This window comes from Corynebacterium evansiae (genome assembly GCF_027570065.1).
GTDB lineage: Bacteria > Actinomycetota > Actinomycetes > Mycobacteriales > Mycobacteriaceae > Corynebacterium > Corynebacterium evansiae.
The window spans coordinates 135,351-159,583 of sequence record NZ_JAKMUT010000007.1 but is presented as its reverse complement, the minus strand read 5'-3'; the positions used below and the strand labels follow the sequence as shown (position 1 = coordinate 159,583).

Below are 24,233 nucleotides of genomic sequence, written 5' to 3'. Positions count from 1 at the left end.
GTAGTTCCGGTCACACCATTTCGTCTTGGGTTATCTAGAGTGCACCCGTCGGCACGAGCAGACAAAATTAGGTTTGCCTTACTCTTTCTAGCCTCACCTTTATGTGTGATCGAAGTCACGCTGAACTGCGACGATCGTCATACATTACTCACATTTTGATACATACTTTAACGCGCAGCAGCCTGAATGATCTTGGTTTCCTCGAAAGCCCCACAAGTTTTTGCGCAGTTAGAGATAATTGCGCCCATGACGAACCAGCCTTCCAACAACTCCACTGACGCTTCCGTCCGCACTCTGCTGCCGCTGACTACAGCACCGGGTGCCACCGCTCTCACCGCCACCCCGGTGGAGGATCCCGCCACCGCCTACAAGACCCTCCTCTCCCCTGTCCAGGTAGGAAAGACCACCTTCCGCAACCGCGTGATCATGGGTTCCATGCACACCGGCCTGGAGGATTCCATCGAGGACGTGCCGAAGCTCGCCGCCTTCTATGCCGCCCGCGCCGAAGGTGGCGTGGCCGCGATGGTCACTGGCGGTTACCCGCCGGTCCTGGAGGGCAACCTGACTCCCTACGGCACTCCGTTTAACACTCCGGAGATCGCCGAAGCTCACCGTGAGATCACCGACGCAGTGCACGCCGGTGGCGCGAAGATCCTGCTACAGCTGCTGCACGCCGGCCGCTATGGCTACCACCCGATGGCGGAGTCCGCCTCCGCCTCGCAGTCGCCGATCAGCCCCTTCCCCGCCCGTGAGATCGCGACCGAGGACGTTGAAAAGCTTATTGACGCCTACGCCACCTCCGCCGCTCTCGCCGCTGACGCAGGCTACGACGGCGTGCAGGTGATGGGCTCCGAGGGTTACCTGATTAACCAGTTCCTCGCGGAGCGCACGAACCAGCGCACTGACAAGTGGGGAGGCTCGGTGGAGAACCGCCAGCGCTTCCCCGTGGAGATCATTAAGGCCATCCGCGCAAAGGTGCCGGAGGACTTCGTCATCGACTACCGCATCTCCGTGCTGGAGCTGGTCGAGGGCGGCCAGAGCCAGGAGGAGATCCTGCAGCTGGCCAAGAAGATCGAGGAGGCCGGGGCTGACCTGCTGAGCTCCGGTGTGGGCTGGCATGAGGCGCAGATCCCGACCATCGTGACCTCCGTGCCCCGTGGCGCCTTTGCCTGGGCAACCCAGAAGGTGCGCGAGCACGTAAACATCCCTGTGGTGGCCTCCAACCGCATCAACACCCCGGAGGTTGCCGAGGCCATCCTCGACGGCAGCTGGGACGGTGGCGACGGCGAGCCCGCCGGCACCCCGCAGGCCGACCTGGTCTCCATGGCTCGCCCGCTGCTGGCCGACCCGGAGTTCGTCAACCGCGCTGCACGCGGCCTGAACACCGAGATCAACCACTGCATCGCCTGCAACCAGGCCTGCCTGGACCACACCTTCGAGAACAAGCGGGCGACCTGCCTGGTTAACCCTCGCGCCGCCTACGAGACCGAGCTGGAGCTGCTGCCCGCACAGGGCACCAAGAAGGTCGGCGTGATCGGCGGTGGCGTGGCCGGGCTCTTCGCTGCTGAGGCGCTGGCGCTGCGCGGCCACGATGTCACCGTCTTCGAAGCGGCTGACACCCTGGGTGGCCAGTTCAACCTGGCGATGCGCGTGCCGGGCAAGGAAGAGTTCGTACAGGCGCTGTACGCGGTGGTCAACCGCCTGGAGGGCCTGAAGGTGAACATCTCCACCGGCAAGGCCGTTACCCCGGAGGAGCTTAAGACCGATGGCTTCGAGGAAGTTGTTGTGGCCACGGGCGTGCGCCCGCGCATCCCGGAGTTCCCGGGCGTGAACGAAGGCCTAGAGGGCAAGATCGACGGCGTGACCGTCGCCACCTACGCCGAGCTGATCTCCGGGAAGAAGGCGCCGGGCGAGTACGTCGCCGTCATCGGCGCTGGCGGCATTGGCTACGACGTGGCGGAGTTCCTGCTGGAGGATCGCCAGGGCGCGCCGCAGTCCCTGACCTCCTGGAACAGCCAGTGGGGCGTGGTCGAGGACTCGGATGTGCACGGCAACCTCTCCTCCCCGCAGCCGGAGCGCCCGCAGCGCCGCGTGGTGATGCTGCAGCGTAAGCCGACCCGCATGGGCCGCACGCTGGGCAAGACGACCGGCTGGGTACACCGCGCGGCGGTGGCCATGGGCGGCACGGAGCAGATCGTGAGCGTGACCTACGAGAAGATCGATTCCGACGGCCTGCACATCACCGTCCCGGTGGAGGATCCGCAGGTCACCCTGAAGAAGATCAAGCAGATCAAGTCCGGCACCTTCGAGGGCCGCACGCTGGATCGCGCCGAAAAGCAGGAGCTGCTGGAGCAGATCGAGCGTGAGACCAAGGAGAACCGCGAAGAGCGCGTGATCAACGTGGACACGGTCGTGCTGTGCACGGGTCAGGAGTCCGTGCGCCCGGAGGGTGCCGAGAAGAGCGACGCCGAGCAGGACGGCACCTCTAACGTCCACATCATCGGCGGCGCGGATGTCGCCGCGGAGCTGGACGCCAAGCGCGCGATCCGCCAGGCCGTGGAGCTGGCCGCACGACTCTAAGTCGCAGGCTCCACCACCCGGTCGTCGACCATGCCGATAGCCTGCATCAGCGCGTAGCAGGTGGTGGGGCCGACGAATTGAAATCCCCGGCGTTTTAGCTCCTTCGCCAGCGCCTTGGATTCCGGCGAGGTCGAGGGCACCCCATCCAGCGATGTCGGACGGGAGTGCTCCGCCGGGGTAAACGACCACACGAGTACGGGCAGACCCGGCGCCAGCCGGTTGGCCGCCCCGCCCAGAACGTCGCGGGCGGGCGAATCCTCCGGCAATTCCTGATATTCCTCCGCTCGCCGCAGCTCCAGCGTCGCCTTGGCGTTTTCGTAGAGCGCTTCGTGCTTGCGGGCATTACGAATCAAGCGTTCATCCTGCAGAGCAGCGCGCCTTTGGGGCTCGCTCATTTCGGTGATGCGCTGGGCGTCAAAAAGAAAGAACACAGAGCGAAAATCCCTCCGCTTGCGCAGGATAGTGGCCCACGACAACCCGGATTGGAAGCCTTCGAGGGCGATGCGCTCCAGCAGGCCGTGTTCGGTGATGACGGGGCGACCCCACTCGTTGTCGTAGTAGTCCAGCTCAATCTCGCTGCGGTAGGCCCACGGCGGACGGGCGACTCCCGATTCATCGACGAGCTGCCCGGTGCTGGTGGTGAGAAGTTGGCCTTCCATCGGGTTCCTTTCAACTACGGCCAAGAACATGTGCCAAACATGTGGCCTGGAATTCAGTGTGCAGTGTTTGATGTGCGGAATTTGGTGCGCGCTCGCGAGCGCTGGTAGACATTCAACAGCGTAACCAAAAGGTGGGACGGGTTGGCGTGTAAGACGGCCACCAACCCATCCAATTAGCAGGGTTATCCACAGACAGCTCGGACTGTGAATAACCCTACTTAGGGGTGGAACACTTGAGGCTCACCTGGCATTACACCCCTGGAATTGGGACAGCCCCGAAACGAAAGAAGCGACAATACTAAGCTTAAAGAAACCCAACAGTTTCGACTGTTCGTTCCTCTTACCCTTTAAGCTTTCGTAGGGCTATACACAGCCCTGCAGAAGTTATGCAAAATTTCGCCGCCACTGAACATGCAGCTGAAACAGCACGAACCGCTAAGATCTACGAACCGGAGAAGACCGATGGAAAGCCAGCAACGCGATACGGGCACGTTCCGGGCGGTATCCGTCCAACGTGGCGGCTTCGTCGATGAGACGGGCACACCGGCCGTAGACCCACAGAAAAAAGGCCCCCAACCGACGGTTGAGGCGCCTCTGCAGAAAGAGTCCAAAAGTGGCCCTTTCCGCTCCTATTTCCTTATTGGCACGCTGATTCTTATCATCTGCGCGCTCATTATCCTGCTTCTCGTAATGTGGCTGGGCTTGGGCCTAGAAAACGAAAGCGCACGCTTGGGCGAAGGTGCGCTTTCTATGTTGCTGGTGGGCTAAACCCCGGCTCCAGCTCGTAACGGCAGTTACTTCTTGCGGTTACCTACTTCTTGCGGTTGCCGGTGACCAGGCCGACGATGAACAGCAGGATGCAGGCACCCAGCAGGCAGGTCAGGAAGCTCCAGAACATGCCGCCGCTACCGACTCCCAGCAGGCCGAGAACCCAGCCACCCAGGAAGCCGCCGATGATGCCGACGACGATGTTGAGGAAGAAGCCCATCTGCTCGTCGGTGCCCATGATCTTGGAACCGATCCAGCCGGCCAGGCCACCGATAATGATCCAACCGAACATGCCCAGCGGGGGCACTGCAGAGCCTTCAGCGAGTAGGAAAGTGTTTGCCGCAAGAGTTTCAGTAATCATGGTGCCCAGTCTACCGACCGTGAGCAGGAACTTCTACGGCCCGAACTTCAGCTAGCAACTCCAGCTAGCCAGAATTTCCCAATCCAATTGGCAGCTTCTTCACATATATGTATAGTCACATTCGTGAATCGATCTCTTAGTTCCTTCTTGTCTTCCTTTCAGCGCATTGCCGTAGCGCTGTCGCTGGTGCTGGCCACCGCGTTCGGTACCGCGGGCGTGGCTACCTACAACGCACCGGAGGCAAACGCTGCCCCGCAGGGCTCCGTCCCGCCGCTACCCCAGCTGCCGCCCATGCCGCAGCTGCCCCCGATGCCGGAGCTACCGCCACTGCCCGCTGGCTCTGCTGACCTGCAGCGCATGCTCCAGCCCCCGGCTCCGAGTAAGCCGGCTGGCCCGCAGCGCGTCAACACCGCCAAGCCGGCCCCGCGTGTTGGCAACGGCCACCAGACCAGCGTGTACACCCGTTCCGCTGGCTACAACCGTCGCTACATCCTGGAGATGCCGACGCACTACAACCCGGCGCGTCCCACTCCGGTGATCTTCGGCTTCGACGGCTGGCGCGATACCCCGGAGAACTTCCGCCGCTACTCCCGCCTGTACGAGACCGGTGCTCGCCAGCAGGCCATCAAGATCTTCCCGGAGTCCATCAAGCACGGCTGGGAGGGTGCCCCTTACGCAGTGGTAAAGGGCGGCACTGATCTGAAGTTCATCCTGCAGATCATCGATGAGATCGACCGCACCTACAACATCGACCGTGGCCGCATCTACGCCACCGGTCACTCCAACGGCGGCGGCATGACTGCCGTCGTGGCTTGCCACCTGCCGCACGTCTTCGCTGGTGCCGCTGCCGTCGGCGGTGCTTACTACGATCCGGTGAACATGGGCTGCAAGAACCGCGCAATCCCGTTCCTGATCATGCATGGCCGTGGCGACACGATGATGAAGATCAACGGTGGCTACCGCCACAACGGCGCCCACTACCTGGCTGTTCGCGACCTGGTGGGTAGCTACGCGAAGCGTAACGGCTGCGGCTACCCGCCGCGCGTCACCCGCATCCGGGGTGGCGAGCGCCACGTGTACCCCTGCGCTCGCAAGGAGCTGCAGCTGATTCTGAACCCGCAGAACCACACCTGGAACCGCGTTCCGGATGCTTCCCAGGAGGTCTGGAACTTCCTGTCGCGCCAGCGCCTCTAGCGCGATTGGCTAGATAGCCGGCGCCTTAGCTTTCCAGCTGGGGTGCCAGCCAATCTCGGAGCACAACCGCATGGTTGTGCTCTTTTTCTTTCGCGGCATACAGCAGCAGGAGCTCCGGAGCGCCTTCCTCAGTCGCCCGCTCCTGGTAGTCGCGCAATTCGGTCAGGGCATCGTCCAGTTCCCCTGCGGCTTTCCGTTCCTCCAGCTCCGCCACGTACTTCTCGCGGAACTCGGCAAAGCTCAAACCATTGTGGAACTCTCGGCGCAGGTCGCTGCTGGGCGTTAGTTCTTTCGGCCAGCCGGCCAAATCTAGGCTTTCTTTCTTGACGCCCCTAGGCCACAACCGGTCCACTAAATACAGACCTTGGCGCTGTCGGTCGCGCCAGTCGTACACGCGGTCGATGTCCATGCGGTTTCCTCCTTAGGAGAAACGCCCGAGGCAGTGCAGCGCTTCGTCGTACATACCCTGCACGACCTCACCGGCGGGCACCTCTGCCCGTAGCAGCTCCACGCCCTGCCCCGCGTGCAGCTTCAACTCGTCGGCAAAGTCCCCGCCCTCGGCGCGGGCCGCGATCAGTTCCTCGTCGGTGACCTCCCCCGCTTCGGACAGCGGGCGGTAAACGTCCACGAATGCATTGCGCACGGTGCGGGTGGGCCACTGCTCCGTATCCCACTTTTGCTTTTCGGCGCGGTCGTAGATGTCGGTCAGCACGGTCCGGCTGGCCGTGGCCTTGATCGCGGCCTGTCGCAGCTCGGGCGCCCCGGCGGCTTCCGGGGAGGCCAGCAGTGCGGTGCCAACCCATGCTGCGTCGGCGCCTGCCACCAACACGGAGGCCACGCCCCTGCCGGTGGCGATGCCACCCGCGGCAGCGATCGGCACGCCCGGCGCGTTGACCTGCATGTATTCCATCACGATCTGCAGCAGCGGCAGCGTTCCGATGTGTCCGGTGTGCCCGCCGGCGTCCGTTCCCTGCACACACACGGCGTCCACACCCGCGACCAATGCCTGACGCAACTGCGCCATGGTGTTGATGGGAGCCACGACAGAGATCCCGGCCTCGTGAGCGCGGTCTACGTAGGGCTTGGGGTCGCCGAAGCCCAGGCTCACTACCTTCGGCTTGGCCTCTAGCACTGCATCGAACTGGGCCGGGTTGTCTTCCAGCGCCCACACCATCAGGCCGATTCCGTAGGGTCCAGCCTCTGCGGTGATGCGTGCGTTCTCCAGGATCCATTCGGGCTTGGTTCCCGCGCCGGCGCCGAACATTCCCAATCCACCGGCGCGGCTGACTGCGGCTGCCAGGTGGCCGTCGGAGCGCCCCGCCATCGGTGCGCCGATGATGGGCTTATCGATTCCCCATAGTCTGGTTAACCGGGTATCGATGCGTTCAACCATGGAACACATGCCTCCTCATGGTCTCGGATGGGCAGAAAGCTTTGGTCTGGTTGCCACCCTAGTCCTACTTCTAATTCATTTGCGAAACTACTCCCCTTTCACCAGCGTAGAGTTGGAGTCATGTCGAAGAAGAATCAGCTGAACAAGCTCAAGCCCACCGCCTCCCTGAAGCCCGCTAAGGAAGTCAACACCGCATCCGTCGTCATCGCTGGCCTGGTCGGCGGCTGGCTGACTGCCCGCGAGACCGGTATTCGCCCTCTCGGTGGCGTGATTCTGGCCGCTGCAGGTGGCTACGCTGCCCGCTCTTGGAACGCTAAGGCTGGCGCGGGTGTTGCCACGGGCCTGACCGCCGGATACCTTGCCGCGTTTGGCCTTTCCCACCCGCTAGCCAAGAAGATCGGCGCCTGGCCTGCCGTTCTGACCGTCACCACCGCCGCCGCAGGCGCTGCGTGCGTCCTGTCCGACCTGCGCTAACAAGCTCTTTCCTTAGGGCTCTTTAGATTATTGACGCCACAGCCTGGCCCACCACAGCCTGAGCCATAGCCTCTAGCTCCGCCAGGTGGGGCTCAATATCTCCCGTGAACTCGACGGGTTCAGCCACCGTTTCCCATTCCAGCCCCGTGAGGATGGAGCGCATGGCTTTCTCCGCACCCGTCGTATCGTAGCCACCCCGGATCCACCAGCTGGTCGGGGTGGCTTTCTTCTCTTCGAGGACGGGCACGTAGACCGTGTCGAAGTAGTGCTTCAGGGCTCCGGAGATGTATCCGAAGTTGGCGGTGGTGCCCAGGATCACGGCGTCCGCTCCGCGGAGCTCCTCCACATCCGGCTCCAGGGCCTGGCGTTCCAGCACCTGCACGGCGGGCTGGCCTGCACCCTCGCCTGGCTCCCTGCCTGGCTCTCCACCTGTGGCCGGACTCAGCTCGGCGTTCACTTCCTCCGCGGCGGCGCGTGCTGCCGCGAGTACAGTGTCGGCGAGTTTCTGCGCCTTCTCGGTCGGGCTGTGGTGGACGACGAGGATCGTTACTGGTTTTTCACTGGTGACGTTCTCGCTCATGGTGTCAACGCTACCGATCCTGCAGGGTTAGGTGGGGTATTCCAGGCAATGGGAAGCGTGGGCGTCCAAAAATAGTTAGGGTGGGAAACATGAATGCAGCACCGATTATCCTTCCGTATCAGGGCAAGACGCCGAGGATCCACCGCAGCGCGATGATCTCCCCGGGCGTGACGATCATTGGGGATGTGGAAATCGGGGCGGATTCCTCCGTGTTCTACGGGTGCGTGCTGCGCGGTGACGTGGGCGCAATCCGCATCGGCGAGCGGACGAATGTGCAAGACAACTCCGTGATGCACGTGGAGCGCGGCCAGGAATGCGTGCTGGAGGACGATGTGACCATCGGCCACCAGGCGCTGGTTCACTCCTCGCATGTGGGGGCGGGAACACTGATTGGCATGCAATCGGCACTGCTATCGGGTTCCACTATTGGAGGCGGCAGCCTCGTCGCAGCGGGCGCGGTGGTGCTGGAAGGGCAGCAGATTCCGGCGGGATTCCTGGCCGCTGGCCTTCCCGCGAAGGTGCGCCGCGAGCTGACGGAGGAAGAGCGCCAGGGCTTCATCGCCCACGCGGCGCGCTATGTAGAAACTGCCCGTAACCAGGCCAGTACTGCAGAAGCGCTGTCTTTGGAGGATGTGTACTTCGAGTAGCCCCCGCCGCGCCTGGCGTGATCGCCGTCGCAGCTTTGAGCATTCTCGGGTGAGTCGTTTCGATATTTTTCCCCCTGGTCAATAGACTTATCCGAGTTATGGCACAGGGAAATTCTTCGGCGGACGATAGCGCAGCCAAGAAGGCAGAGCAGTCGAACGCCACAAAGGTAAAACAACCAGCTAAGTCCGGCGCACGTTCCAGCACGATGCGCTACGACATCGAAGGCCTGCGCGGTCTGGCCATCGGCCTGGTCGTGATCTTCCACGTCTTCGTCGGCAAAGTCAGCTCCGGCGTGGACGTGTTCTTGCTGCTCGGCGGCATCTTCTTCTTCGGCAGCCAGCTGCGCAACGCGCAGAACCCGAAGGGGCTTACCTTCATTCAGTCGCTGATCCGCATCATCCGGCGACTATTCCCGCTGCTGGCAGTGGTGGTCGCCAGTGTATTGGCGGCTTCGCTACTTCTAATGAATCGCCTGGTGCACGTACAGATGGCAAAGGATGCAGTGGCTTCCCTGGGCTACTACATCAACTGGCAGCTGGCGTACTCCGGCCGCGAATACACCTCAGTGCGCACCACCGTCAGCCCCTTCCAACACCTGTGGTCCATGTCGGCGCAGCTGCAGATTTACGTAGCATCCCTGGTGGTCGTTACTCTGCTTGCCCTAATCTTCCGGAAGTACGCACGCCCGGCTCTGCTGGTTGTGCTGACCGCCGCGACAGTACTTTCCTTCGCCTACGCCACGTACTTCCACTTTGAAGACCAGACCATCAACTACTACTCCACGCTGAGCCGCTTCTGGGAGATCGGTCTGGGTGGCCTGCTGGGCATGCTGTTGCTGCGCCGCGACGCGAACGGCAACCCGGTGCTGCGCCCGCTGGGCCGCTGGACCCGCACCGTGATGGGCATTGTCGGCCTGGGCATGATCATCAGCACCGGCCTCTTCCTGGACGGCGCGGACCAGTTCCCCGGCCCGTGGACGCTGATCCCGCTGGGCGGCGCCCTGCTGGTGGTTCTTTCCGGCCACTCCGGCGAGCCCGTAGGCGTGACTCGCCTGCTGCTGACGCGCCCGTTCCAGTTCCTGGGTCGCATCAGCTACGCCCTGTACGTCTGGCACTGGCCGATTCTGGTGCTGTGCGTCTACTACTTCAACGTTCCCAAGGTCAGCCCCGCCCTGGGTGCAGCCGTGATCGCAGCCAGCGTGGTGCTGGCCTGGCTCTCCAACAAGCTGATTGAACGCCCCCTGCGCCAGGGCAAGAAGCCCGAGCGTAACTGGGTGCTGCTCAGCCCGAAGTACTGGGCAAAGTCCCTGTCCGCCTGGCCGAAGGCCGTCTATGCCGTGCTGATTCTGGTGCTCGCTGGGTCTGTGGTGGCGTCACCAAAGTACCTTCAGCACCGCGAGGATGTGAACAGTGAACAGCTGTGGGACCTGGCCGCAGATAGATCGATCTACCCCGGCGCGGCGAGCTTCCTGGTGAACGCCCCCGTGCCGGAGAACATGCCGATCGTGCCGCCGCTGGAGGACTTCCACGCCCTGCTGCCGCAGACGCAGCCCGATGGTTGCCAGATCGGTTTCGATAGCGATGCGTTGATCCTGACGAAGAATTTCAACCGTTCCGACGAGGAATGCGCGTATGGCGACGTCAACTCCGACAAGACCATCTATGTGATCGGCGGCTCGCACTCCGAGCACTACATTCCGGCGCTGGACATCGTGGGCCGCAACCGGCACGTGAAGATGATCCCGCTGCTGAAGATGGGCTGCCCGGTAAACGCCAAGATCACGCGCGTCAATGGCGAGGAGTACCCCTCCTGCCTCAGTTGGTCGGAGAAGGTCGTGGACTACATCAAGGAGAATCCGCCGACAGAGGGCATCTTCATGACCGGTACGCGCCCGACCTCGATCGGTGGCGCTGGCCCGGAGCAGGTGCCGCAGGAGTACAAGGACCTGGTGCAGAGCTTCACGGACCAGGGCATCCACAGCTGGCTGATGCGCGATAACCCGTGGCAGACCACCGACAAGGGTGCACCTCGCGACATGCGCGCCTGCGTTGCCGAGATGATGGAAGGCAAACAGGGCGAGGTTGCAGAGAATGAGGACTTCCCCGGCCTGGCCAACCCCGGCCGCCCGAACTTCGACGAGGTGCTGGCCATCAACGCCGAGTGTGGCCAGAGCATTTGGGACTCCCTGCTGCCTGTGGATCCCTCCATCGAGGCGTACAAGGGTATGGACGTGACGCTCATGGATCTGACGGCCGCAATCTGCCGCGAGGATTGGTGTCCTTCCATCATCGGCAACATGGCGGTCTACCGCGATGCGCACCACTTCAACAACATCTTCGCGGAGACGCTGGCTCCGGAGATCGAGGCGCAGATGTTCGACCCGAACCACAAGATCCCGCCGATGAACGCCGGCCTGATGCCAAAGCACAACCAGCAGGCGCCGCCGAATCCACAGAACTAGCGGGGTTCTAAGCGAGGCTGGCTCAGCGCCGCTCTAGGCGCGCCCCTCCGCCGCCTCCACCAGCAGCGGCGCCCCGTTCGCCGCGGTGGTGCGCAGCGACCATGTGCACATATCCGTTAGGTCCGTGCGCGCGGGCGAGATCTCCACGATGGGCGTGCCGCGTTGGGCTGCGATCGCGGGCAGGCCTGCGGCGGGCCACACCACGCCCGAAGTGCCAATGATCACCACCAGATCCGCCGCCCGCATTGCCTCTTCGGCGGCTTCCCATTCCCGGTGCGGCAACGGCTCACCGAACCACACCACGCCCGGCCGCACCGGGTTCCCGCACAGTGAGCACGTCGGCGGCGTGGCACGTTTCACCTGTTTCTCGGGCAGCTCCGGCATGCGCGCGGGCTTGCCGCAAATGCTGCAGCGGTAGCTAAACAGGCTGCCATGCAGGTGCGCCACGATCTTGCTGCCACCACGCTCGTGCAGGTCATCGATGTTCTGGGTTGTTACATGTACGGTGACGCCCCCTCGTTCCGCCCACTCACCTATCGCCCGGTGCCCCGCATTTGCCTCTGCGCGGCGGCATAGCACCGCCCGCCACAAGTACCAGGCCAGCATGGGCTCGGGATCCTTCGCCCAGGAGTCCAAGGTGGCCATCGCCTGGGGATCAACATGCGACCAGATGCCTGTCTGCGCGTCGCGAAAGGTATCCAAACCGGAATCGGCGGACATGCCCGCCCCGGTGAATACCTCCACGTACTTGGCGCCGCGCACTGCGGCGACAAGATCCTCCGGCAGGTCCCCCAACTTCAGCGGCTGGAGATTTTCGGAGGTGGACTGCGGGCTGGCGATCACGGTGACCATGCCCCCACCCTAGCCGGAAGGCCAACTGAAGTTTTCACGCGCGCGCAGCCCACGCAGTCCTCTATAGTCAGTTGCATAAGCGCGCCCGCGGCAGACGTGGGCGTCATTAAGAAAGACTCGCAGAAAGGCCAGCAACTCCATGATCGTCACTACCACCAACAACGTCGAGGGCCACACCATTGGGCAGTACCTGCGCATCGTCTCGGGCGAGACGGTGGCCGGTATCAACATGTTCAAGGACATCGGCGCGGGCTTCCGCAACATCACCGGTGGCCGCTCCTCCGCATATGAGGGCGAGATCCTGCAGGCTCGCGAGTCCGCGCTAAAGGAGATGGTGGATCGCGCGCTGGAGATGGGCGCCCACGGCATCGTCGGCGTGGACGTCGACTACGAGTCCCTGGGGCAGGGCGGCATGGTGATGGTCAGCGCGACCGGCACTGCCGTCACCTTCCAGTAAAACCCTGGTTGCCGGGGTTAACCCGGCGCGGCTTACCCGCCGAGCCATCCCGAGCGCCAGGTTTAAACCTGGTCAAGCGGGCGGATCATGATGGACTCTACGTCCATGTGGCGGGGGCGATCCGCGATCCAGCGGATAGCCTCGCCGATGTCCTCTGCCTGCAGGTTTAGCTTGTCCGCGTAAACCTCCTCGGCCCGCTCGGCATCGCCCTTGAAGCGGTTCAGGCTGAAGTCAGTGGCCACCCGGCCCGGGTCGACCTGGCAGACGCGCACGCCCGCCTCGGCGAACTCCATGCGCATCACGTCAGTCAGCGCGGTCTGCCCGAACTTCGCCGCGTTATAACCCGCACCCCCGCGGTAAGCGCCGCGACCGGCAACGGAAACCACGTTGATAACCTGCGGTGCGTCCGCCACCTGCAGCTGATCGAACAGCGCGCGCGTGACCTCCAGGGTGCCCATCACGTTCGCCTCGAACATCCAGCGCCAATCCTCCGGATCGGCTTCCAGCACAGGGTCGAGCCCCCGCGCGCCACCTGCGTTGTTGACCAGTAGGTCTATCTTGGAGCCCGTCAGCTCGGCGAGCGCTGCGGTGAAGTTATCTATTGACGCCCTATCCGTCACATCCAGCACAAGGGGCGTAGCCTTGCCGCCCTCCTGGGCGATCGTTTGCGCTACCTGCTCTAGCTTTTCTGCACGGCGTGCGGCCAACACCACATGCCAGCCGTCCGCGGCCAGCAGCTTAGCGGTGGCTTCGCCAATGCCTGCACTCGCGCCGGTGACGACGGCGACGCGAGAGTTAGTTGGTGGAATGGACGTGGCCTGTGCATTCGTGGACTCTGCATTAGTAGAACTCATGAATTCCAATGTAGCGACCAAGCGCAGGCAGCGGGGTCTATTTAGTTTTGGTTTGAGGCAATCCCTGCAGAACACTGCAATAGAGAAAGCTATGCATTAACCTTTTTCTTTAGCAAAGGTTATGGCGTTACCTTAAGGAATTCTTATGACTAATAATTACGGAGGCGGTTACCCCGGATCCGATAACGGTTCTCAGAACAACCCGGGACAGAATCCGAATCAGCCTCAGAATCCCTTTGGCCAGCAGGGCTACGGCAACCAGCAGTTCCCGGGCGGCCAGAACCAAGGCCAGCAGGGCTACGGCAACCAGCAGTTCCCGGGCGGCCAGAACCAAGGCCAGCCGGGCTACGGTCAGCAGGGTCAGTCTGGTTACGGTCAACAGAACCAGCCAGGCTACGGCGCGCAAGGCTTTGGCCAGCAGCGCCAGCAGGGTTATGGCCAGCAAGGTTTCGGTCAGCAGGGTTATGGCCAGCCGGGGCAGCCGGGCCAGCAAGGTCAGCCGGGGCAGAACCCGTTCAACTCGCAGCCCTATGGCGCGTACGGCCAGCCAGGTAACGCCGGAGGCAACGGTGGCGGCGGCAACGGTGGCAAAATCATCGGCATTATCGTCGCCGCAGTTGTCGTAATCGGCCTGATTGTTGGTGGCTACTTCCTCCTGAGCAAGGATGACGAGGAGAGCACGGATGCCTCCAGCTCCTCGTCGAGCTCCGAAGAGTCTGGCTCGTCGGAAGAGACCAGCGAGGACTCCTCCGAATCCAGCTCGGAATCCTCCACCTCCGAGACCTCGTCCTCCTCCAAGGAGCCCGCGAAGGCCGGCGACTTCGACGGCCCAGATGATTCGATGAACAAGCCCTACACCTACGCGATGCCCGAGAAGATGCAGGAACTGGTTCGCGACTGCAAGAACGGCACCTACGAGCTCGCCCGCGATAACAACCGCGAGGTCAAGGGCATGCAGTGCACCGGCGTACGGGATTCCGCCTGGGAGCGCAAGAAGGTGGACTTCGTTATCGATGCGAAGTTCGTACCCGACGAGATCGACTACGTAAAGGAACAGGGCGCTGAGATTTGGTCCGATGACCCGAACAACTTCGCGGGCTACCTCATGGACGACTCCAAGCCGTTCGTATTCATCATGAACAAGTCGAAGGGCATCGCCATGGAAACCAAGATGTACTTCGAAGACGAGTCCACCCTGCAAGAGGTCCTCACCCAGCTGGGCTACGAGAAGCCTTAGCCTCATCACAAGGGGATTTATCCCCCCCCGTTATTCACCCCTAGCTCAGAAGAAGAATAACGAAACGGAACATCCCGCGGGGGTCGTACCATTTGACCTACCGAGCGCCGCGGGAAGGCGCCCCTCACACAGAGAGGGCGCCATTGTTTCCCAGGCCCCTAAAACCCAGAAAATGACGTTTCCAGAGAGTAAAGGACCTGTCCCCTCATGACGAACAACAATCCATTCGATAACCAGCCCAACCAGGGCGGCAACAACGGGGAGAACAACCCCTTCAACAACGGCTCCAACCCAGGTGACGAGACCACTCAGTGGGGCGCAAACCAGAACCAGCCCCAGGGCGGTCAGCAATACGGCGCACAGCAGCCACAGCCCGGGGGTTATGGCCAGCCCGGCCCGCAAGGCGGTTACGGCCAGCCTGGTGCGAATGGTCAGCCCGGACAGAATCCTTTTAACCAGGGCGGCTACGGCCAACCCGGACAGTCCGGACAGCCTGGCCAGAACCCCTTCGCTGGCGGTGCTGCCAGCGCCTATGGTCAAGACCTCAACTCCGGCGGTGGTGGCGGGGGCACCGGCAAGGTTATCGGCATCATCGTCGCCCTCGCTGTCGTCATTGCCCTGGCGGTAGGCGGCTACTTCCTGCTGGCCAAGGATGATGACGGATCCGATTCCGACGAAACCTCGACCTCCCAGACCGAGGGCAACTCCGAAGAGAGCACCGAGGAGACCAGCGAGGAAAGCTCCGAGGAGTCCACTACTTCCGAGACCTCAAGCGCACCGAGCTCCACCGCCGCGCAGAGGGGTGACGTCGGCGGACCGGATGATTCCCTCCCCGCCACTTACAAGGACGCAATGCCGGAGAAGGTCAACGACCTGGTGAACAAGTGCAAGGACGGAACCTTCACTCTGCGCTACTACGACTCCTCCAAGGAGAAGCGCGACATGACCGGCGCAAACTGTAAGGGCGTTCGGGGTTCGGGTTGGGCCTACTGGGACGTGGACTTCATCAACGACAAGGAGTACGTCGAGGTCAAGGAGAAGGAATTCAAGGACGGCGGCGCGACGATCGTGAACGACAAGCCGAACGAATACGCTGGCTACGTTAAGGACAGGGGCAACACGATCGTGTTCATCTTCAACAAGGACAAGGACATCGTTCTAGAGTCCAAGCTCATCGCCCCGAAGCGCGGCGAGGTTAAGCAGGTATTCGACGAGCTTGGCTACTCCGGTGTTGGCGAGGACGCCTAACCCGCGCCAGGCTAGCTAGCGCCTAGCCTCCCTACAGCGGCTGGATCCAGCCCTGCTGAACGGCGTGCTGGTAGCCACCAACCAGTGCCGCGCCCAGGGCAACCGCACCTACGACACCGCCGACCCAGGCCAGAATGCCTGCGATCGGCGGTACATCTTTACCTAGGGAACCTGCGGGATCCGTGCTGCCCAGCGGGAAGGTCTTCAGCAGCCATTCGGCACCCGGGTTCGCGGATTCAATGCTGCCCGCCAGGGAGCCTTCGTTGTTGGCCTTCGGGTTGTTCGGGTTGGAATCTGGGTCGGTGGGCTGGGTGATCGGGGCGGTGCTGGAGCCCTTGCCCTCGGACGGGGCGATGGCCTGCGCCGGGGCGGCTGCGACGGCGCTGATGGTCAGGGCGCTTGCGGTGGCCAGTGCAGTCAGGGACTTGGAAGAAGAAAAGGACTTCATAAGTCCAGTAGTTTAAAGCTGCTCCAGCGCCTGCGCGACATCTGCGAGCAGATCCTCCAGATCCTCAATGCCGATGGAGATGCGCACCAGGTCGCGCGGAACCTCCAGCTGGGAGCCCGCAACCGACTGGTGGGTCATCGTCGCCGGGTGCTCCAGCAGCGATTCCACACCGCCCAGCGACTCCGCCAGGCAAATCAGCTTGGTGGACTGACAGAACTTCAGCGCCGCTTCCTCGGAGTGGAAGCGTACGGAGATCATGCCGCCGAATCCCTTGCCGGTGGACTGGCGCTTGGCCACCTCGTGGCCGGGGTGCTGTGGCAGGCCGGGGTACAGGACAGTGGCGACTTCCTCCCGCTCATCCAGGTATTCCGCGATGGCCTGTGCATTCGAGCAGTGGCGGTCCATGCGCACACCCAGGGTCTTCAGGCCTCGGGCATTCAGGTAGGCATCGAAAGGCGAGGCAATCGGACCCGCACCGCCGAGCAGGAAGTCGAGATCCTCGTCCAGCTGTGCATCGTTGCTGACGATCGCACCGCCGACCACATCGGAGTGCCCACCGATGTACTTCGTGGTGGAGTGCAGCACCACGTCCGCGCCGTGATCCAGGGGGCGCTGCAGGTAGGGGCTGCAGAAGGTGTTATCCACGATCAGCTGCGGGCGCGTGGGGGCGTCACTACCAAACTCATCGGCGAGCACCTCGGCGATGGCAGCGATGTCGGTCACGGCGAGCAGTGGGTTCGTCGGGGTCTCCAGCCACACCAGCTTCGTCTTCGGGGTCAGCGCCGCACGGACGGCCTCGGAGTCGGTGGTGTCCACCACGGTGAAGTCCACGTTCCAGTCCTTGAAAACGGTGGCGATCAGGCGATACGTTCCGCCGTAAGCGTCGTGCCCCATGATCAGGTGGTCGCCGGGGCGCAACAGCACGCGCAGCAGGTGATCGGTGGCGGCCATGCCAGAAGCGTAGACGCGGCCGTGCTTGCCACCCTCCAAGGCGGCGATTGTGCGGGCCAGCGAGTCGACGGTCGGGTTCGCCACCCGACCGTACTCGTAGCCTCCGCGCAGCTCGTTCGGCGCATTCTGGGCGAACGTGGTGGAGGCGTAGATCGGCACGTTGATGGAGCCCATGAACTCGTCGGGCTCGTAGCCTGCGTGGATGGCATCTGTGTTGTGGGCCATGGAAACTCCTCTTCGAACTAGTGCTTGGTCGCGCGTTTTAGTGCTTATCTGCGCCGGGAATTCACGGCCCGGCGCGCATCGTTTCAACGATTATAGACCAAGCAGTCTAGTTTTCGGCAACAATGGACCAACCTTGGCGGGTTTAGGGCAATAGCACCACAATGGCTACATGGATCGAAGCGCACAGAGAATCGATTTCGCCCAACCCGCCGACGTCGTCGCCCCGCTTTTGTTGGGCGCGGTCTTGCGCCACGGCGGAGTGGCTATCGAGTTGACCGAGGTCGAGGCCTATCTGGGGATTGCAGACGAAGCGTCCCATGCCTTCAACGGCCCGACCCCTCGTTGCGAGGTTATGTTTGGCCCTCCCCAGCACCTCTACGTGTATGCCAGTTATGGCATCCACCGTGCCGGCAACCTGGTGTGCAGCCCCGATGGCGAGGCTGGAGGAGTACTGCTGCGCGCAGGAAAAATCATCGAGGGGCTCGAAATTGCCCGTGCCCGGCGCGGATCAAAGCCCGCGGATGAAGCGCTTGCGCGTGGGCCAGGAAACCTGGGCGCAGCACTTGGTTTGAACCTGGACCTTAATGGCTCGGCGGTTGATCAAGTGATTTCTGGCGCAGGCGATACCTCATCCACTACTGCCCCGTTTACCCTGACCCCACGCACAGCTATCCCAGAGATCACCCGTGGCAAACGCATAGGGATCACCAAGAACGCGGATGCCTTACTCCGCTTCTGGGTGCCCGGCGACCGCAGCGTTTCCAGCCCCCGCGGCCGGCAGCTGGGAAGCCCACTGCGCACACCCTCGTAGTCGGCTGCTAGCAGCGACCAAGCTCGCGCTGGATCGCCTCCTTTTCCGCCTGTGTAACCCACAGTTGATACTCCGCCTTCACTCGCACCTGAATGGAGACATAGGTGCAGCGGAAACCCTTATTCGCCGGTAGCCACGTCGCGGCATCGCCCGCGCCTTTCTGCATATTCGCCGGCCCATCAACGGCCAGCAGGTTCATAGGATCGTTGGCGAACTGCTCACGCCGCTCCGGGGAAAGCTGCTGGGCACCCTTCTGCCAGGCATCGGCCAGCGCCACCACGTGGTCGATCTGCACTGCCCGGCTGGTGTTCTGCCCACGGACGAAGTGGATGTGCTGGCCGGTATAGGGATCCTGCAGGTCACCACTGAGCACCTTGCAACCCTTCGGCGCCTCCACGTTGGTGAGGTCGCGCGCGAGGATGTCGTTGCGCTGGTCGCAACCGTTGCGGTCGATGTCCTTCCACCGCTGGCCGAACTCATCGCGACTGTAGCCCGTCTTCGGCGCGCGCCCCTTGACCGCCAGCGTCTCCAGCAGGTCCAGCATGTTCTGCTGGTGCAGCGACCGTTCCGGCGCTGCGGGTTGCTCTGGTTCTTGTTCCGGTTCTGGCTGCTCTGGGGGCTCGGATTGTTCTGACTGCTCCGGCACCGTTTCTGTGGTCGGTTCTACCGGTGCTTCCGAGCTTTGTGACGCCGAACTTCCGCCCTCTAGGAACTCCGTACCCTCGGCGCACCCACCAAGTAGCAAACTCACGCCCACTAGCAGCGCCGCTGCACGTGCGGATACACGCCCACTTACCCTCTTGCTCATAACCCAACACGCTAGCAATCGCCCTGGACAGCCCAGGAGGCCATCCACCTTAAGTTTCGAACAAGCGTGCGGGGCGGCGCGGACGTAGGGGCGTCAATAAAAAGAAAATACTTTTATAGATGCTTACCGCTGGCGGCCTCGCGGTAGCATAAACGCATCATGAAACCTCTAAAAAAGATTTACCGTGCACAAATGAAGGCAGTACCGGCCTTCGCAGACAAGATGATCGAGAAGCCGAACCGCATGCGGCGCATGATGAACCTCTGGCCGCCGCTGCTGTGCTCCGGCATTAAGATGACCCGCGTTTCCGAAGACTGGGCACACGCGCGCATCGTGCTGAACCTGCGTTGGTGGAACGCCAACATGCACGGCGCCGCCTTCGGCGGAACGCTGTTTTCCATGACGGATGTGCTGTTCGGCACCCTGATCGCCCGCCGTCTTGGCACTGAATACGAAGCTTGGACCCGTACCGGCACCTTCCAATTCCTCAAGCCCGGTCGCAGTGGGGCATACATGGACGTGGATCTCACGCCCGAGCTGATCAATTGGATCACCGAAACCGTCGAAGAGGACGGCTACTGCAACGTGCCGTACACCTCCATCATTTACAACAAAGACGGCTCCATCGTGGGCATCGGCCAGCAGGATCTGCACGTCCGCCCGCGCGGTGGAGGCAAGCGCGCCGACCGGCCGAAGCAGGCCCTGCAGCCGCGCGGCCTAGTGCTGGAATCGCTGGCAAACGCCGTGGTCTGGCACTGCTTCAAGGATCAGCCGGAGATCCTGACCGTGCTGATGTCCGAACAGCGCCGCATCCCCGATCCCGAGGATCAGATGCGCCACGTGGTGAAGGTAGCGCTAGAAAAATCCACCAAGTCCCGGGAGGACCTGGTGGCTCTCGATATTCCGGAAAAGTACCTGGACGCTTAAGTTAGCCCAGCACCTTGCCGCAGTTCGGCCAAGCGCCTGCACCCTGCTTGGCCAGGACCTTCTCGGCGATCTCGATCTGCTGCGCCTTCGTGGCCTGGTTAGCAGTCGGGGCGTACTTCGTGCCGCCGAAGCCAGACCAGGTCTGGGCGCTGAACTGCAGCCCGCCGTAGTAGCCGTTGCCCGTGTTGATGCTCCAGTTGCCACCGGACTCGCACTGTGCGACCTGATCCCAGGCGCTTACCGGTGCGGCCTGTGCGGCCGGGGCTGCCGCAACTGCGGCGGCTGCCGGAGCAGCAACCAGGCCTGCGGCCATACCGATGCGGGCGAAAGCGGTCTTTACGGACTTATTCATGTAGACGAAAACTCCTTCTGCGAAGCCGGCCGGGTGGCTGGCTTCATATCGATTGTTTGATGTCTACGCGGCCGCGCTTTGCGACTGCACGCTGGCAGTTACGCGAAGTATCGCGTCCCGGGCGTTTGCCGGGCGGCTGCCACTAAGCACGCAAACTTACGCACTCTCCCCCGGGGTCCGTCAACCGAAGAAGCGCTAAATCCCGAAAAAATCTCAGATTGATAACGAAATTTAAGGGGCTTCTTAGAACCCTTGCTGGCCGGATTCCACCACTTAGAACCTGAGAAAGCGCCTCTCACCAGGCGAATGCATCACTGCACCTCTTGATTGATGCTTTGATGCGGAATACTATTGTGTACATGCGCACCACAATTAATCTTCCTTCGAAAGTCCTAGAGGCGGCTAAACAGCAAGCGAAGCTCAACGACCTCACCTTGAGTTCTTACGTAGAAGAGGTAATTCGAACGGCTCTAAAGCAAGCTGAAAACTCTCCACAACAAACAGACAGCATTTTTCTCCCAGTGTTTGACTGCGGCCCCATGCTCGTAGACATCGACGATAAAGATGCACTCTGGGAGACGCTCGATGATCGTTCCTGATGTCAATGTTCTGATTAACGCATTCAGCTCCTCCGCACCCCGCCACAAGGAAGCTAAGGAATGGCTACAGAAGGCGCTTTCTCAGCGTGAATCGGTCGGAATTCTCGACGTGGTAGCGACCGGGTTTATCCGAATCATGACGAATCCTCGGATTTTTGCAGTGCCTCTCACCCCGGAGCAGGCTACAGGAGCCATCAACGCAGTCCTCGCTTCCCCCAACACAGTGCTTTTACACCCCGCAGGCGCTTCTTGGGACATCTTCGACGAGATGGTGCGACTGCATAAACTCTGCGGTAACGATATTCCCGACGCATGGATTGCCGCCGCGGTCATTGCAGACGAGGCAACCTTAATAAGCAATGATCAAGGTTTCGCCCGCTTCTCCAACCTGCGGTGGAACAGCATTGGCGAAGGAAAGTAGCAACTCTCGATTCGGATTGCAGTCGACGAGGACAATCCACTGGAGCGAAGCATTTATCGGCGCGGGCCGTAGACCGCAGCCGATTCGATGCGGGTAGGCACCACGTACGCGATTGCGGCGGTGCAAACAATGCCCGTGAGCGTCACCAACGTCCCCCAGTCGCCACTTAGCAGTCCGCCCGCGAGCACCCATGCGATCGCGGCGACTGATGCCAGCGCGATCACGGCCATGCCAAAGAGGTGCTCGTTGCCCGTACCGGAAACCGGTATGTACAGGAGCCCGGCGAGTACGCCGATGACGCCCGCAATCACTCCAGTCAGTACAGCAGGCCCCACGCCTGCGGACGCTTCACCTGGAATGAAGCTCACCAGGAGGTCCACGATGAACACCGCAGCGAAAGTGACAGCCGCGGCCAGAACAGCGAGGACGATGAGGTTCATCGCAACCTTCTTGCCGTCGTAGCGGCCGGCCAGCAGGCCTTCGCGCGGATCTTGCGGGGGCTGGTTGTAGCCAGAGTTATACCCCTGCGGGTACTGCTGCTGGTTGTTGTAGCCAGAGTTGTAGCCGCCATAACCGCCATTGCCCTGCGTGTTGAACATGCGAGTCTGGTCGTCGTTTCCTTGCGGGTAAGTCACCCAACGCTCCTTTCACTGGCGTTTCAGGTGGCCTATGTTACCGGAGTGACTATTGAGTAGTCACCCCCTTAGCCTGCTTCGTCAGCCTGCTCCGCCGCAGCGTCTACTTCTTCAGCCGATTTTCCACACTGGCGATAAGGCTACGAACGTTGGTGAGTACGCGCTCTTCCTTTTCCTCGACCGTCAGCGTCTCCGTCATCTGCGTGGTTCCGTCCGGAGTTTTCGTTCCGCGCACATAATCCACACACGCCAGGTCACTGCACATGTACGTACCGATGCTGCCGTAGTTATCCTGCGCGGACTTCGTGGTGACGATCGAAATCAGAGAGGCGCCACTCGAAGGGTGCAGCGTGCGGCAAATCTGGCACATGCGCGCCCCGCCGCCGGTCGGGGCCTTACGGATCTCCATAGTGAGACCCTGCAAACCCTGCGCGGTCTCCGCGACGAGGTATGCCCGCTGGGGCGCCTTGGGGTCCGCCCAGCTGACAAACACCTGGCTCCCCCAGTCGGCGCCCAGAACGTGTGCCGGAATGTGAATGCGCGCAGCGGCACCCTTAGAGCAGTTGATAAAGCTCTTCCGAATCGCCTTTTCAGAGTAGGCCTGCACGATACTCCACCTTTCCGTCGCGCGAACTGCACCAAACATGCAGGTACGGTGGCCAAGTGTAACAATCCTCGAAGGGAGCAGATCATGGCGCGCAATGCGACGGAACCACTCGACGTACTCATCATCGGCGGGGGATTTGCAGGCACTGCGGCGGGTGTTACCCTCGCCCGAGCTCAGCGGACCGTCCGAATCATCGACAACGGAAAACCGCGTAACCGCTTCAGCGCCCACTCTCACGGCATCATGGGGCGCGACGGAGCGAGCCCAATGGAGCTACTCGACCAAGGGCGCGACGAATTCATAGCTTTCGGCGGTGAAGTAACCCAAAATGAGGTCACCTCTCTCGAGCAAACAGGCAACGCATGGACGGCCACTACGGCCGACGGACAGCAGTTTCCGGCCCGACAGATACTCATGGCGACGGGCATCACCGACGAACTGCCAGACGTACCGGGCTTAGCCGAGCTTTGGGGATCGCGAGTTTTCCACTGCCCTTATTGCCACGGCTACGAGGTCCGGGGGCGCGACCTTGCTGTCATCGGCGGAAGGAATCCCAGGTTTACGACGCACATGGTGCACTTGATGCGGAAGTGGACCGATCGCGTCACGTTCTTCACCAATGGGCTCTCCCTTGACGAAGCCGACCGTGCACTGTTCGAAAAGCGCGGTGTTGCTCTTATGGACGCCACCGTCTCCCGCGTGCAGCCCGACCCAGAATCGAAAACGGGAGTGCTAGTGAGCGCCACCGATCCCATCGAAGCTGGCGACTCCGCCTCCACCGCCATCGCGATCGATCAGGCCTTATTGGACGAAGAACTGCAGCAGGTTCGAGGGCAGACCCATGAATAACGGACGACCACAGCGCGTAGCGTTTATCCTGTTCGACGGGTTTGAACTGCTGGATGTCTTTGGTCCTGCCGAGATTTTCTCCAAAGTTCCTGGCCTACAGGTGGAGTTCGCCTCCGTGGATGGGCAAGCCGTTGCCAGCTCCCAAGGTGTGAAAATTCTCCCCGACACAACCTTCGATTCCCTCGTGTGCGACACCTTTATCATCCCCGGCGGCCAGGGAACGCGAGCACTCGTCAAAGATGCGGATTTCCTGGCCCGCATCTACAAAATGGCGAGCTGCACCTCGCTTGTCTGTTCCATATGCACGGGTTCAGCGGTTTTGGCCGCAGCTGGTTTGCTGGAGGGATACGCCGCCACCAGCAATAAACTTGCGTTTGATTGGGCCAATTCTTTCGGCAAGGACATCGACTGGAAAGGCTCTGCCCGGTGGGTGCAGGACAGAGACCGTTGGACGTCTTCCGGTGTGGCAGCGGGTATAGATATGGCCGTCGCTTTCGTCACCCACTTCTTCGGCGCTCCACTTGCGGAGAAGATCGCCCATGACCTAGAGATTCAATTTAATAGCGACCCGGAGCACGACCCATTCGCGGTCTGAAATCTAGCACGCATTACTACTGCCTTGTAACCGCCCCCGGCAATGCAAAACACCCCGCACGGCCAGGATCCGAAGATCCAACCCTGCGGAGTGTTCGTTCTGTGGGCGAAGGGGGACTTGAACCCCCACGTCCCGAAGGACACTGGCACCTGAAGCCAGCGCGTCTGCCATTCCGCCACTCGCCCGAGTGACTATGTAGGACACATGGTATTCACCACAGTGTTTACACTGTCTTGCCT

28 protein-coding genes and 1 tRNA gene are annotated in these 24,233 nt (G+C 61.9%); 15 read left to right on the top strand and 14 right to left on the bottom strand.

The genetic code is table 11. The features are described 5' to 3' along the window. Positions 1-246: 246 nt before the first annotated feature. Complete coding sequence (locus L8V00_RS08665; protein ID WP_269944761.1) at positions 247-2,580, top strand: NADPH-dependent 2,4-dienoyl-CoA reductase; 2,334 nt, start codon at positions 247-249, stop codon at positions 2,578-2,580. Here L8V00_RS08665 and L8V00_RS08660 read toward each other — a convergent pair. After that, positions 2,577-3,239, bottom strand: coding sequence for a DNA-3-methyladenine glycosylase I (locus tag L8V00_RS08660; RefSeq protein ID WP_049050647.1), 663 nt, complete (start codon positions 3,237-3,239; stop codon positions 2,577-2,579). The two genes, L8V00_RS08665 and L8V00_RS08660, sit on opposite strands and share 4 nt — an antisense overlap. A 462-nt stretch (positions 3,240-3,701) precedes the next feature. Here L8V00_RS08660 and L8V00_RS08655 point away from each other — a divergent pair, with 462 nt between their 5' ends. After that, positions 3,702-4,007, top strand: coding sequence for a hypothetical protein (locus L8V00_RS08655; protein WP_049050648.1), 306 nt, complete (start codon positions 3,702-3,704; stop codon positions 4,005-4,007). Positions 4,008-4,050: 43 nt separating this feature from the next. On the opposite strand, the gene L8V00_RS08650 is transcribed toward L8V00_RS08655, so the two are convergent. Beyond that, entirely contained in the window at positions 4,051-4,368 is a 318-nt protein-coding gene (locus tag L8V00_RS08650; RefSeq protein WP_080971974.1) for a GlsB/YeaQ/YmgE family stress response membrane protein, read from the bottom strand. A 123-nt stretch (positions 4,369-4,491) separates the two neighbouring features. Between L8V00_RS08650 and L8V00_RS08645 the strand changes: the two genes are divergently transcribed. Then, positions 4,492-5,562, top strand: a complete 1,071-nt coding sequence (locus tag L8V00_RS08645; protein ID WP_269944760.1) for a CE1 family esterase — start codon at positions 4,492-4,494, stop codon at positions 5,560-5,562. Positions 5,563-5,587: 25 nt separating this feature from the next. Here L8V00_RS08645 and L8V00_RS08640 read toward each other — a convergent pair whose 3' ends face one another. After that, positions 5,588-5,971 carry a DUF488 domain-containing protein gene (locus tag L8V00_RS08640; protein WP_070488508.1) on the bottom strand — a complete coding sequence of 128 codons (384 nt, stop codon included), beginning with the start codon at positions 5,969-5,971 and terminating at the stop codon, positions 5,588-5,590. Positions 5,972-5,983: 12 nt separating this feature from the next. Then, positions 5,984-6,955: an NAD(P)H-dependent flavin oxidoreductase gene (locus L8V00_RS08635; RefSeq protein ID WP_049050650.1), complete on the bottom strand. Its 972-nt coding sequence runs from the start codon at positions 6,953-6,955 to the stop codon at positions 5,984-5,986. Positions 6,956-7,075: 120 nt separating this feature from the next. Between L8V00_RS08635 and L8V00_RS08630 the strand changes: the two genes are divergently transcribed. After that, on the top strand, positions 7,076-7,429 hold the full coding sequence (locus L8V00_RS08630; RefSeq protein ID WP_035003382.1) for a hypothetical protein: 354 nt from the start codon (positions 7,076-7,078) through the stop codon (positions 7,427-7,429). A 22-nt stretch (positions 7,430-7,451) separates the two neighbouring features. On the opposite strand, the gene L8V00_RS08625 is transcribed toward L8V00_RS08630, so the two are convergent. After that, a complete protein-coding gene (locus tag L8V00_RS08625) occupies positions 7,452-8,009 on the bottom strand; it encodes a flavodoxin family protein (RefSeq protein ID WP_035003379.1) in 558 nt (185 codons plus the stop codon). Positions 8,010-8,098: 89 nt separating this feature from the next. On the opposite strand from L8V00_RS08625, the gene L8V00_RS08620 reads away from it, so the two are divergent. Further along, a complete protein-coding gene (locus L8V00_RS08620; RefSeq protein ID WP_269944759.1) occupies positions 8,099-8,656 on the top strand; it encodes a gamma carbonic anhydrase family protein in 558 nt (185 codons plus the stop codon). Between the two features lie 98 nt (positions 8,657-8,754). After that, entirely contained in the window at positions 8,755-11,118 is a 2,364-nt protein-coding gene (locus tag L8V00_RS08615; RefSeq protein WP_269944758.1) for an acyltransferase family protein, read from the top strand. A 33-nt stretch (positions 11,119-11,151) separates the two neighbouring features. Here the strand turns inward: L8V00_RS08615 and L8V00_RS08610 are convergent, their stop codons facing one another. Further along, positions 11,152-11,970 (bottom strand): NAD-dependent deacylase, encoded by an 819-nt coding sequence (locus L8V00_RS08610; protein ID WP_269944757.1) that lies wholly within the window; start codon positions 11,968-11,970, stop codon positions 11,152-11,154. 139 nt (positions 11,971-12,109) lie between these two features. Between L8V00_RS08610 and L8V00_RS08605 the strand changes: the two genes are divergently transcribed. After that, entirely contained in the window at positions 12,110-12,427 is a 318-nt protein-coding gene (locus L8V00_RS08605; RefSeq protein WP_239387987.1) for a YbjQ family protein, read from the top strand. A gap of 62 nt (positions 12,428-12,489) precedes the next feature. Here L8V00_RS08605 and L8V00_RS08600 read toward each other — a convergent pair whose 3' ends face one another. Further along, on the bottom strand, positions 12,490-13,281 hold the full coding sequence (locus L8V00_RS08600) for an SDR family oxidoreductase (RefSeq protein ID WP_269944756.1): 792 nt from the start codon (positions 13,279-13,281) through the stop codon (positions 12,490-12,492). Between the two features lie 145 nt (positions 13,282-13,426). Between L8V00_RS08600 and L8V00_RS08595 the strand changes: the two genes are divergently transcribed. After that, complete coding sequence (locus L8V00_RS08595; RefSeq protein WP_269944755.1) at positions 13,427-14,518, top strand: hypothetical protein; 1,092 nt, start codon at positions 13,427-13,429, stop codon at positions 14,516-14,518. A gap of 207 nt (positions 14,519-14,725) precedes the next feature. After that, the gene (locus L8V00_RS08590) at positions 14,726-15,766 is read left to right on the top strand and encodes a hypothetical protein (RefSeq protein WP_269944754.1); all 1,041 of its coding nucleotides are present in this window, start codon (positions 14,726-14,728) and stop codon (positions 15,764-15,766) included. Positions 15,767-15,797: 31 nt separating this feature from the next. Here L8V00_RS08590 and L8V00_RS08585 read toward each other — a convergent pair whose 3' ends face one another. Both L8V00_RS08585 and L8V00_RS08580 read right to left on the bottom strand, forming a co-directional pair. Then, entirely contained in the window at positions 15,798-16,214 is a 417-nt protein-coding gene (locus tag L8V00_RS08585; RefSeq protein ID WP_049050660.1) for a hypothetical protein, read from the bottom strand. 12 nt (positions 16,215-16,226) lie between these two features. Beyond that, the gene (locus L8V00_RS08580) at positions 16,227-17,390 is read right to left on the bottom strand and encodes a cystathionine gamma-synthase (protein ID WP_269944753.1); all 1,164 of its coding nucleotides are present in this window, start codon (positions 17,388-17,390) and stop codon (positions 16,227-16,229) included. A 169-nt stretch (positions 17,391-17,559) separates the two neighbouring features. Here L8V00_RS08580 and L8V00_RS08575 point away from each other — a divergent pair, with 169 nt between their 5' ends. Then, on the top strand, positions 17,560-18,201 hold the full coding sequence (locus L8V00_RS08575; protein WP_049050662.1) for a DNA-3-methyladenine glycosylase: 642 nt from the start codon (positions 17,560-17,562) through the stop codon (positions 18,199-18,201). 7 nt (positions 18,202-18,208) lie between these two features. Here L8V00_RS08575 and L8V00_RS08570 read toward each other — a convergent pair whose 3' ends face one another. Then, a complete protein-coding gene (locus L8V00_RS08570) occupies positions 18,209-19,009 on the bottom strand; it encodes an HNH endonuclease family protein (RefSeq protein ID WP_049050663.1) in 801 nt (266 codons plus the stop codon). 159 nt (positions 19,010-19,168) lie between these two features. Here L8V00_RS08570 and L8V00_RS08565 point away from each other — a divergent pair, with 159 nt between their 5' ends. Then, positions 19,169-19,936 carry a PaaI family thioesterase gene (locus L8V00_RS08565; protein ID WP_034986284.1) on the top strand — a complete coding sequence of 256 codons (768 nt, stop codon included), beginning with the start codon at positions 19,169-19,171 and terminating at the stop codon, positions 19,934-19,936. A gap of 1 nt (position 19,937) precedes the next feature. Here L8V00_RS08565 and L8V00_RS08560 read toward each other — a convergent pair whose 3' ends face one another. Then, the gene (locus tag L8V00_RS08560) at positions 19,938-20,249 is read right to left on the bottom strand and encodes a transglycosylase family protein (protein WP_255721359.1); all 312 of its coding nucleotides are present in this window, start codon (positions 20,247-20,249) and stop codon (positions 19,938-19,940) included. Between the two features lie 398 nt (positions 20,250-20,647). Between L8V00_RS08560 and L8V00_RS08555 the strand changes: the two genes are divergently transcribed. Both L8V00_RS08555 and L8V00_RS08550 read left to right on the top strand, forming a co-directional pair. Continuing rightward, entirely contained in the window at positions 20,648-20,887 is a 240-nt protein-coding gene (locus tag L8V00_RS08555) for a hypothetical protein (RefSeq protein WP_034986314.1), read from the top strand. Beyond that, positions 20,874-21,308 carry a TA system VapC family ribonuclease toxin gene (locus L8V00_RS08550; protein ID WP_269944752.1) on the top strand — a complete coding sequence of 145 codons (435 nt, stop codon included), beginning with the start codon at positions 20,874-20,876 and terminating at the stop codon, positions 21,306-21,308. Before L8V00_RS08555 ends, L8V00_RS08550 begins: the two co-directional genes overlap by 14 nt. A gap of 53 nt (positions 21,309-21,361) precedes the next feature. On the opposite strand, the gene L8V00_RS08545 is transcribed toward L8V00_RS08550, so the two are convergent. Next, a complete protein-coding gene (locus tag L8V00_RS08545; RefSeq protein WP_034986287.1) occupies positions 21,362-21,943 on the bottom strand; it encodes a hypothetical protein in 582 nt (193 codons plus the stop codon). Between the two features lie 103 nt (positions 21,944-22,046). Next, positions 22,047-22,550, bottom strand: a complete 504-nt coding sequence (locus tag L8V00_RS08540; protein ID WP_035003350.1) for an FBP domain-containing protein — start codon at positions 22,548-22,550, stop codon at positions 22,047-22,049. An 84-nt stretch (positions 22,551-22,634) separates the two neighbouring features. On the opposite strand from L8V00_RS08540, the gene L8V00_RS08535 reads away from it, so the two are divergent. Together L8V00_RS08535 and L8V00_RS08530 are read left to right on the top strand one after the other, a co-directional pair. Then, positions 22,635-23,399 carry an NAD(P)/FAD-dependent oxidoreductase gene (locus L8V00_RS08535; RefSeq protein WP_269944751.1) on the top strand — a complete coding sequence of 255 codons (765 nt, stop codon included), beginning with the start codon at positions 22,635-22,637 and terminating at the stop codon, positions 23,397-23,399. Then, positions 23,392-23,994: a DJ-1/PfpI family protein gene (locus L8V00_RS08530; protein WP_035003346.1), complete on the top strand. Its 603-nt coding sequence runs from the start codon at positions 23,392-23,394 to the stop codon at positions 23,992-23,994. Before L8V00_RS08535 ends, L8V00_RS08530 begins: the two co-directional genes overlap by 8 nt. 102 nt (positions 23,995-24,096) lie before the next feature. Here L8V00_RS08530 and L8V00_RS08525 read toward each other — a convergent pair. Then, positions 24,097-24,179 (bottom strand) — tRNA-Leu (locus L8V00_RS08525). Positions 24,180-24,233 lie beyond the last annotated feature (54 nt).

What these genes read in the sequence shown, in the direction of transcription:
- L8V00_RS08665 (WP_269944761.1), top strand. Translation starts at nt 247, where the DNA reads ATGACGAACCAGCCTTCCAACAACTCCACTGACGCTTCCGTCCGCACT.
- L8V00_RS08660 (WP_049050647.1), bottom strand. Translation starts at nt 3,239, where the DNA reads ATGGAAGGCCAACTTCTCACCACCAGCACCGGGCAGCTCGTCGATGAA.
- L8V00_RS08655 (WP_049050648.1), top strand. Translation starts at nt 3,702, where the DNA reads ATGGAAAGCCAGCAACGCGATACGGGCACGTTCCGGGCGGTATCCGTC.
- L8V00_RS08650 (WP_080971974.1), bottom strand. Translation starts at nt 4,368, where the DNA reads ATGATTACTGAAACTCTTGCGGCAAACACTTTCCTACTCGCTGAAGGC.
- L8V00_RS08640 (WP_070488508.1), bottom strand. Translation starts at nt 5,971, where the DNA reads ATGGACATCGACCGCGTGTACGACTGGCGCGACCGACAGCGCCAAGGT.
- L8V00_RS08635 (WP_049050650.1), bottom strand. Translation starts at nt 6,955, where the DNA reads ATGGTTGAACGCATCGATACCCGGTTAACCAGACTATGGGGAATCGAT.
- L8V00_RS08630 (WP_035003382.1), top strand. Translation starts at nt 7,076, where the DNA reads ATGTCGAAGAAGAATCAGCTGAACAAGCTCAAGCCCACCGCCTCCCTG.
- L8V00_RS08625 (WP_035003379.1), bottom strand. Translation starts at nt 8,009, where the DNA reads ATGAGCGAGAACGTCACCAGTGAAAAACCAGTAACGATCCTCGTCGTC.
- L8V00_RS08620 (WP_269944759.1), top strand. Translation starts at nt 8,099, where the DNA reads ATGAATGCAGCACCGATTATCCTTCCGTATCAGGGCAAGACGCCGAGG.
- L8V00_RS08615 (WP_269944758.1), top strand. Translation starts at nt 8,755, where the DNA reads ATGGCACAGGGAAATTCTTCGGCGGACGATAGCGCAGCCAAGAAGGCA.
- L8V00_RS08610 (WP_269944757.1), bottom strand. Translation starts at nt 11,970, where the DNA reads ATGGTCACCGTGATCGCCAGCCCGCAGTCCACCTCCGAAAATCTCCAG.
- L8V00_RS08605 (WP_239387987.1), top strand. Translation starts at nt 12,110, where the DNA reads ATGATCGTCACTACCACCAACAACGTCGAGGGCCACACCATTGGGCAG.
- L8V00_RS08600 (WP_269944756.1), bottom strand. Translation starts at nt 13,281, where the DNA reads ATGAGTTCTACTAATGCAGAGTCCACGAATGCACAGGCCACGTCCATT.
- L8V00_RS08595 (WP_269944755.1), top strand. Translation starts at nt 13,427, where the DNA reads ATGACTAATAATTACGGAGGCGGTTACCCCGGATCCGATAACGGTTCT.
- L8V00_RS08590 (WP_269944754.1), top strand. Translation starts at nt 14,726, where the DNA reads ATGACGAACAACAATCCATTCGATAACCAGCCCAACCAGGGCGGCAAC.
- L8V00_RS08585 (WP_049050660.1), bottom strand. Translation starts at nt 16,214, where the DNA reads ATGAAGTCCTTTTCTTCTTCCAAGTCCCTGACTGCACTGGCCACCGCA.
- L8V00_RS08580 (WP_269944753.1), bottom strand. Translation starts at nt 17,390, where the DNA reads ATGGCCCACAACACAGATGCCATCCACGCAGGCTACGAGCCCGACGAG.
- L8V00_RS08575 (WP_049050662.1), top strand. Translation starts at nt 17,560, where the DNA reads ATGGATCGAAGCGCACAGAGAATCGATTTCGCCCAACCCGCCGACGTC.
- L8V00_RS08570 (WP_049050663.1), bottom strand. Translation starts at nt 19,009, where the DNA reads ATGAGCAAGAGGGTAAGTGGGCGTGTATCCGCACGTGCAGCGGCGCTG.
- L8V00_RS08565 (WP_034986284.1), top strand. Translation starts at nt 19,169, where the DNA reads ATGAAACCTCTAAAAAAGATTTACCGTGCACAAATGAAGGCAGTACCG.
- L8V00_RS08560 (WP_255721359.1), bottom strand. Translation starts at nt 20,249, where the DNA reads ATGGCCGCAGGCCTGGTTGCTGCTCCGGCAGCCGCCGCAGTTGCGGCA.
- L8V00_RS08555 (WP_034986314.1), top strand. Translation starts at nt 20,648, where the DNA reads ATGCGCACCACAATTAATCTTCCTTCGAAAGTCCTAGAGGCGGCTAAA.
- L8V00_RS08550 (WP_269944752.1), top strand. Translation starts at nt 20,874, where the DNA reads ATGATCGTTCCTGATGTCAATGTTCTGATTAACGCATTCAGCTCCTCC.
- L8V00_RS08535 (WP_269944751.1), top strand. Translation starts at nt 22,635, where the DNA reads ATGGCGCGCAATGCGACGGAACCACTCGACGTACTCATCATCGGCGGG.
- L8V00_RS08530 (WP_035003346.1), top strand. Translation starts at nt 23,392, where the DNA reads ATGAATAACGGACGACCACAGCGCGTAGCGTTTATCCTGTTCGACGGG.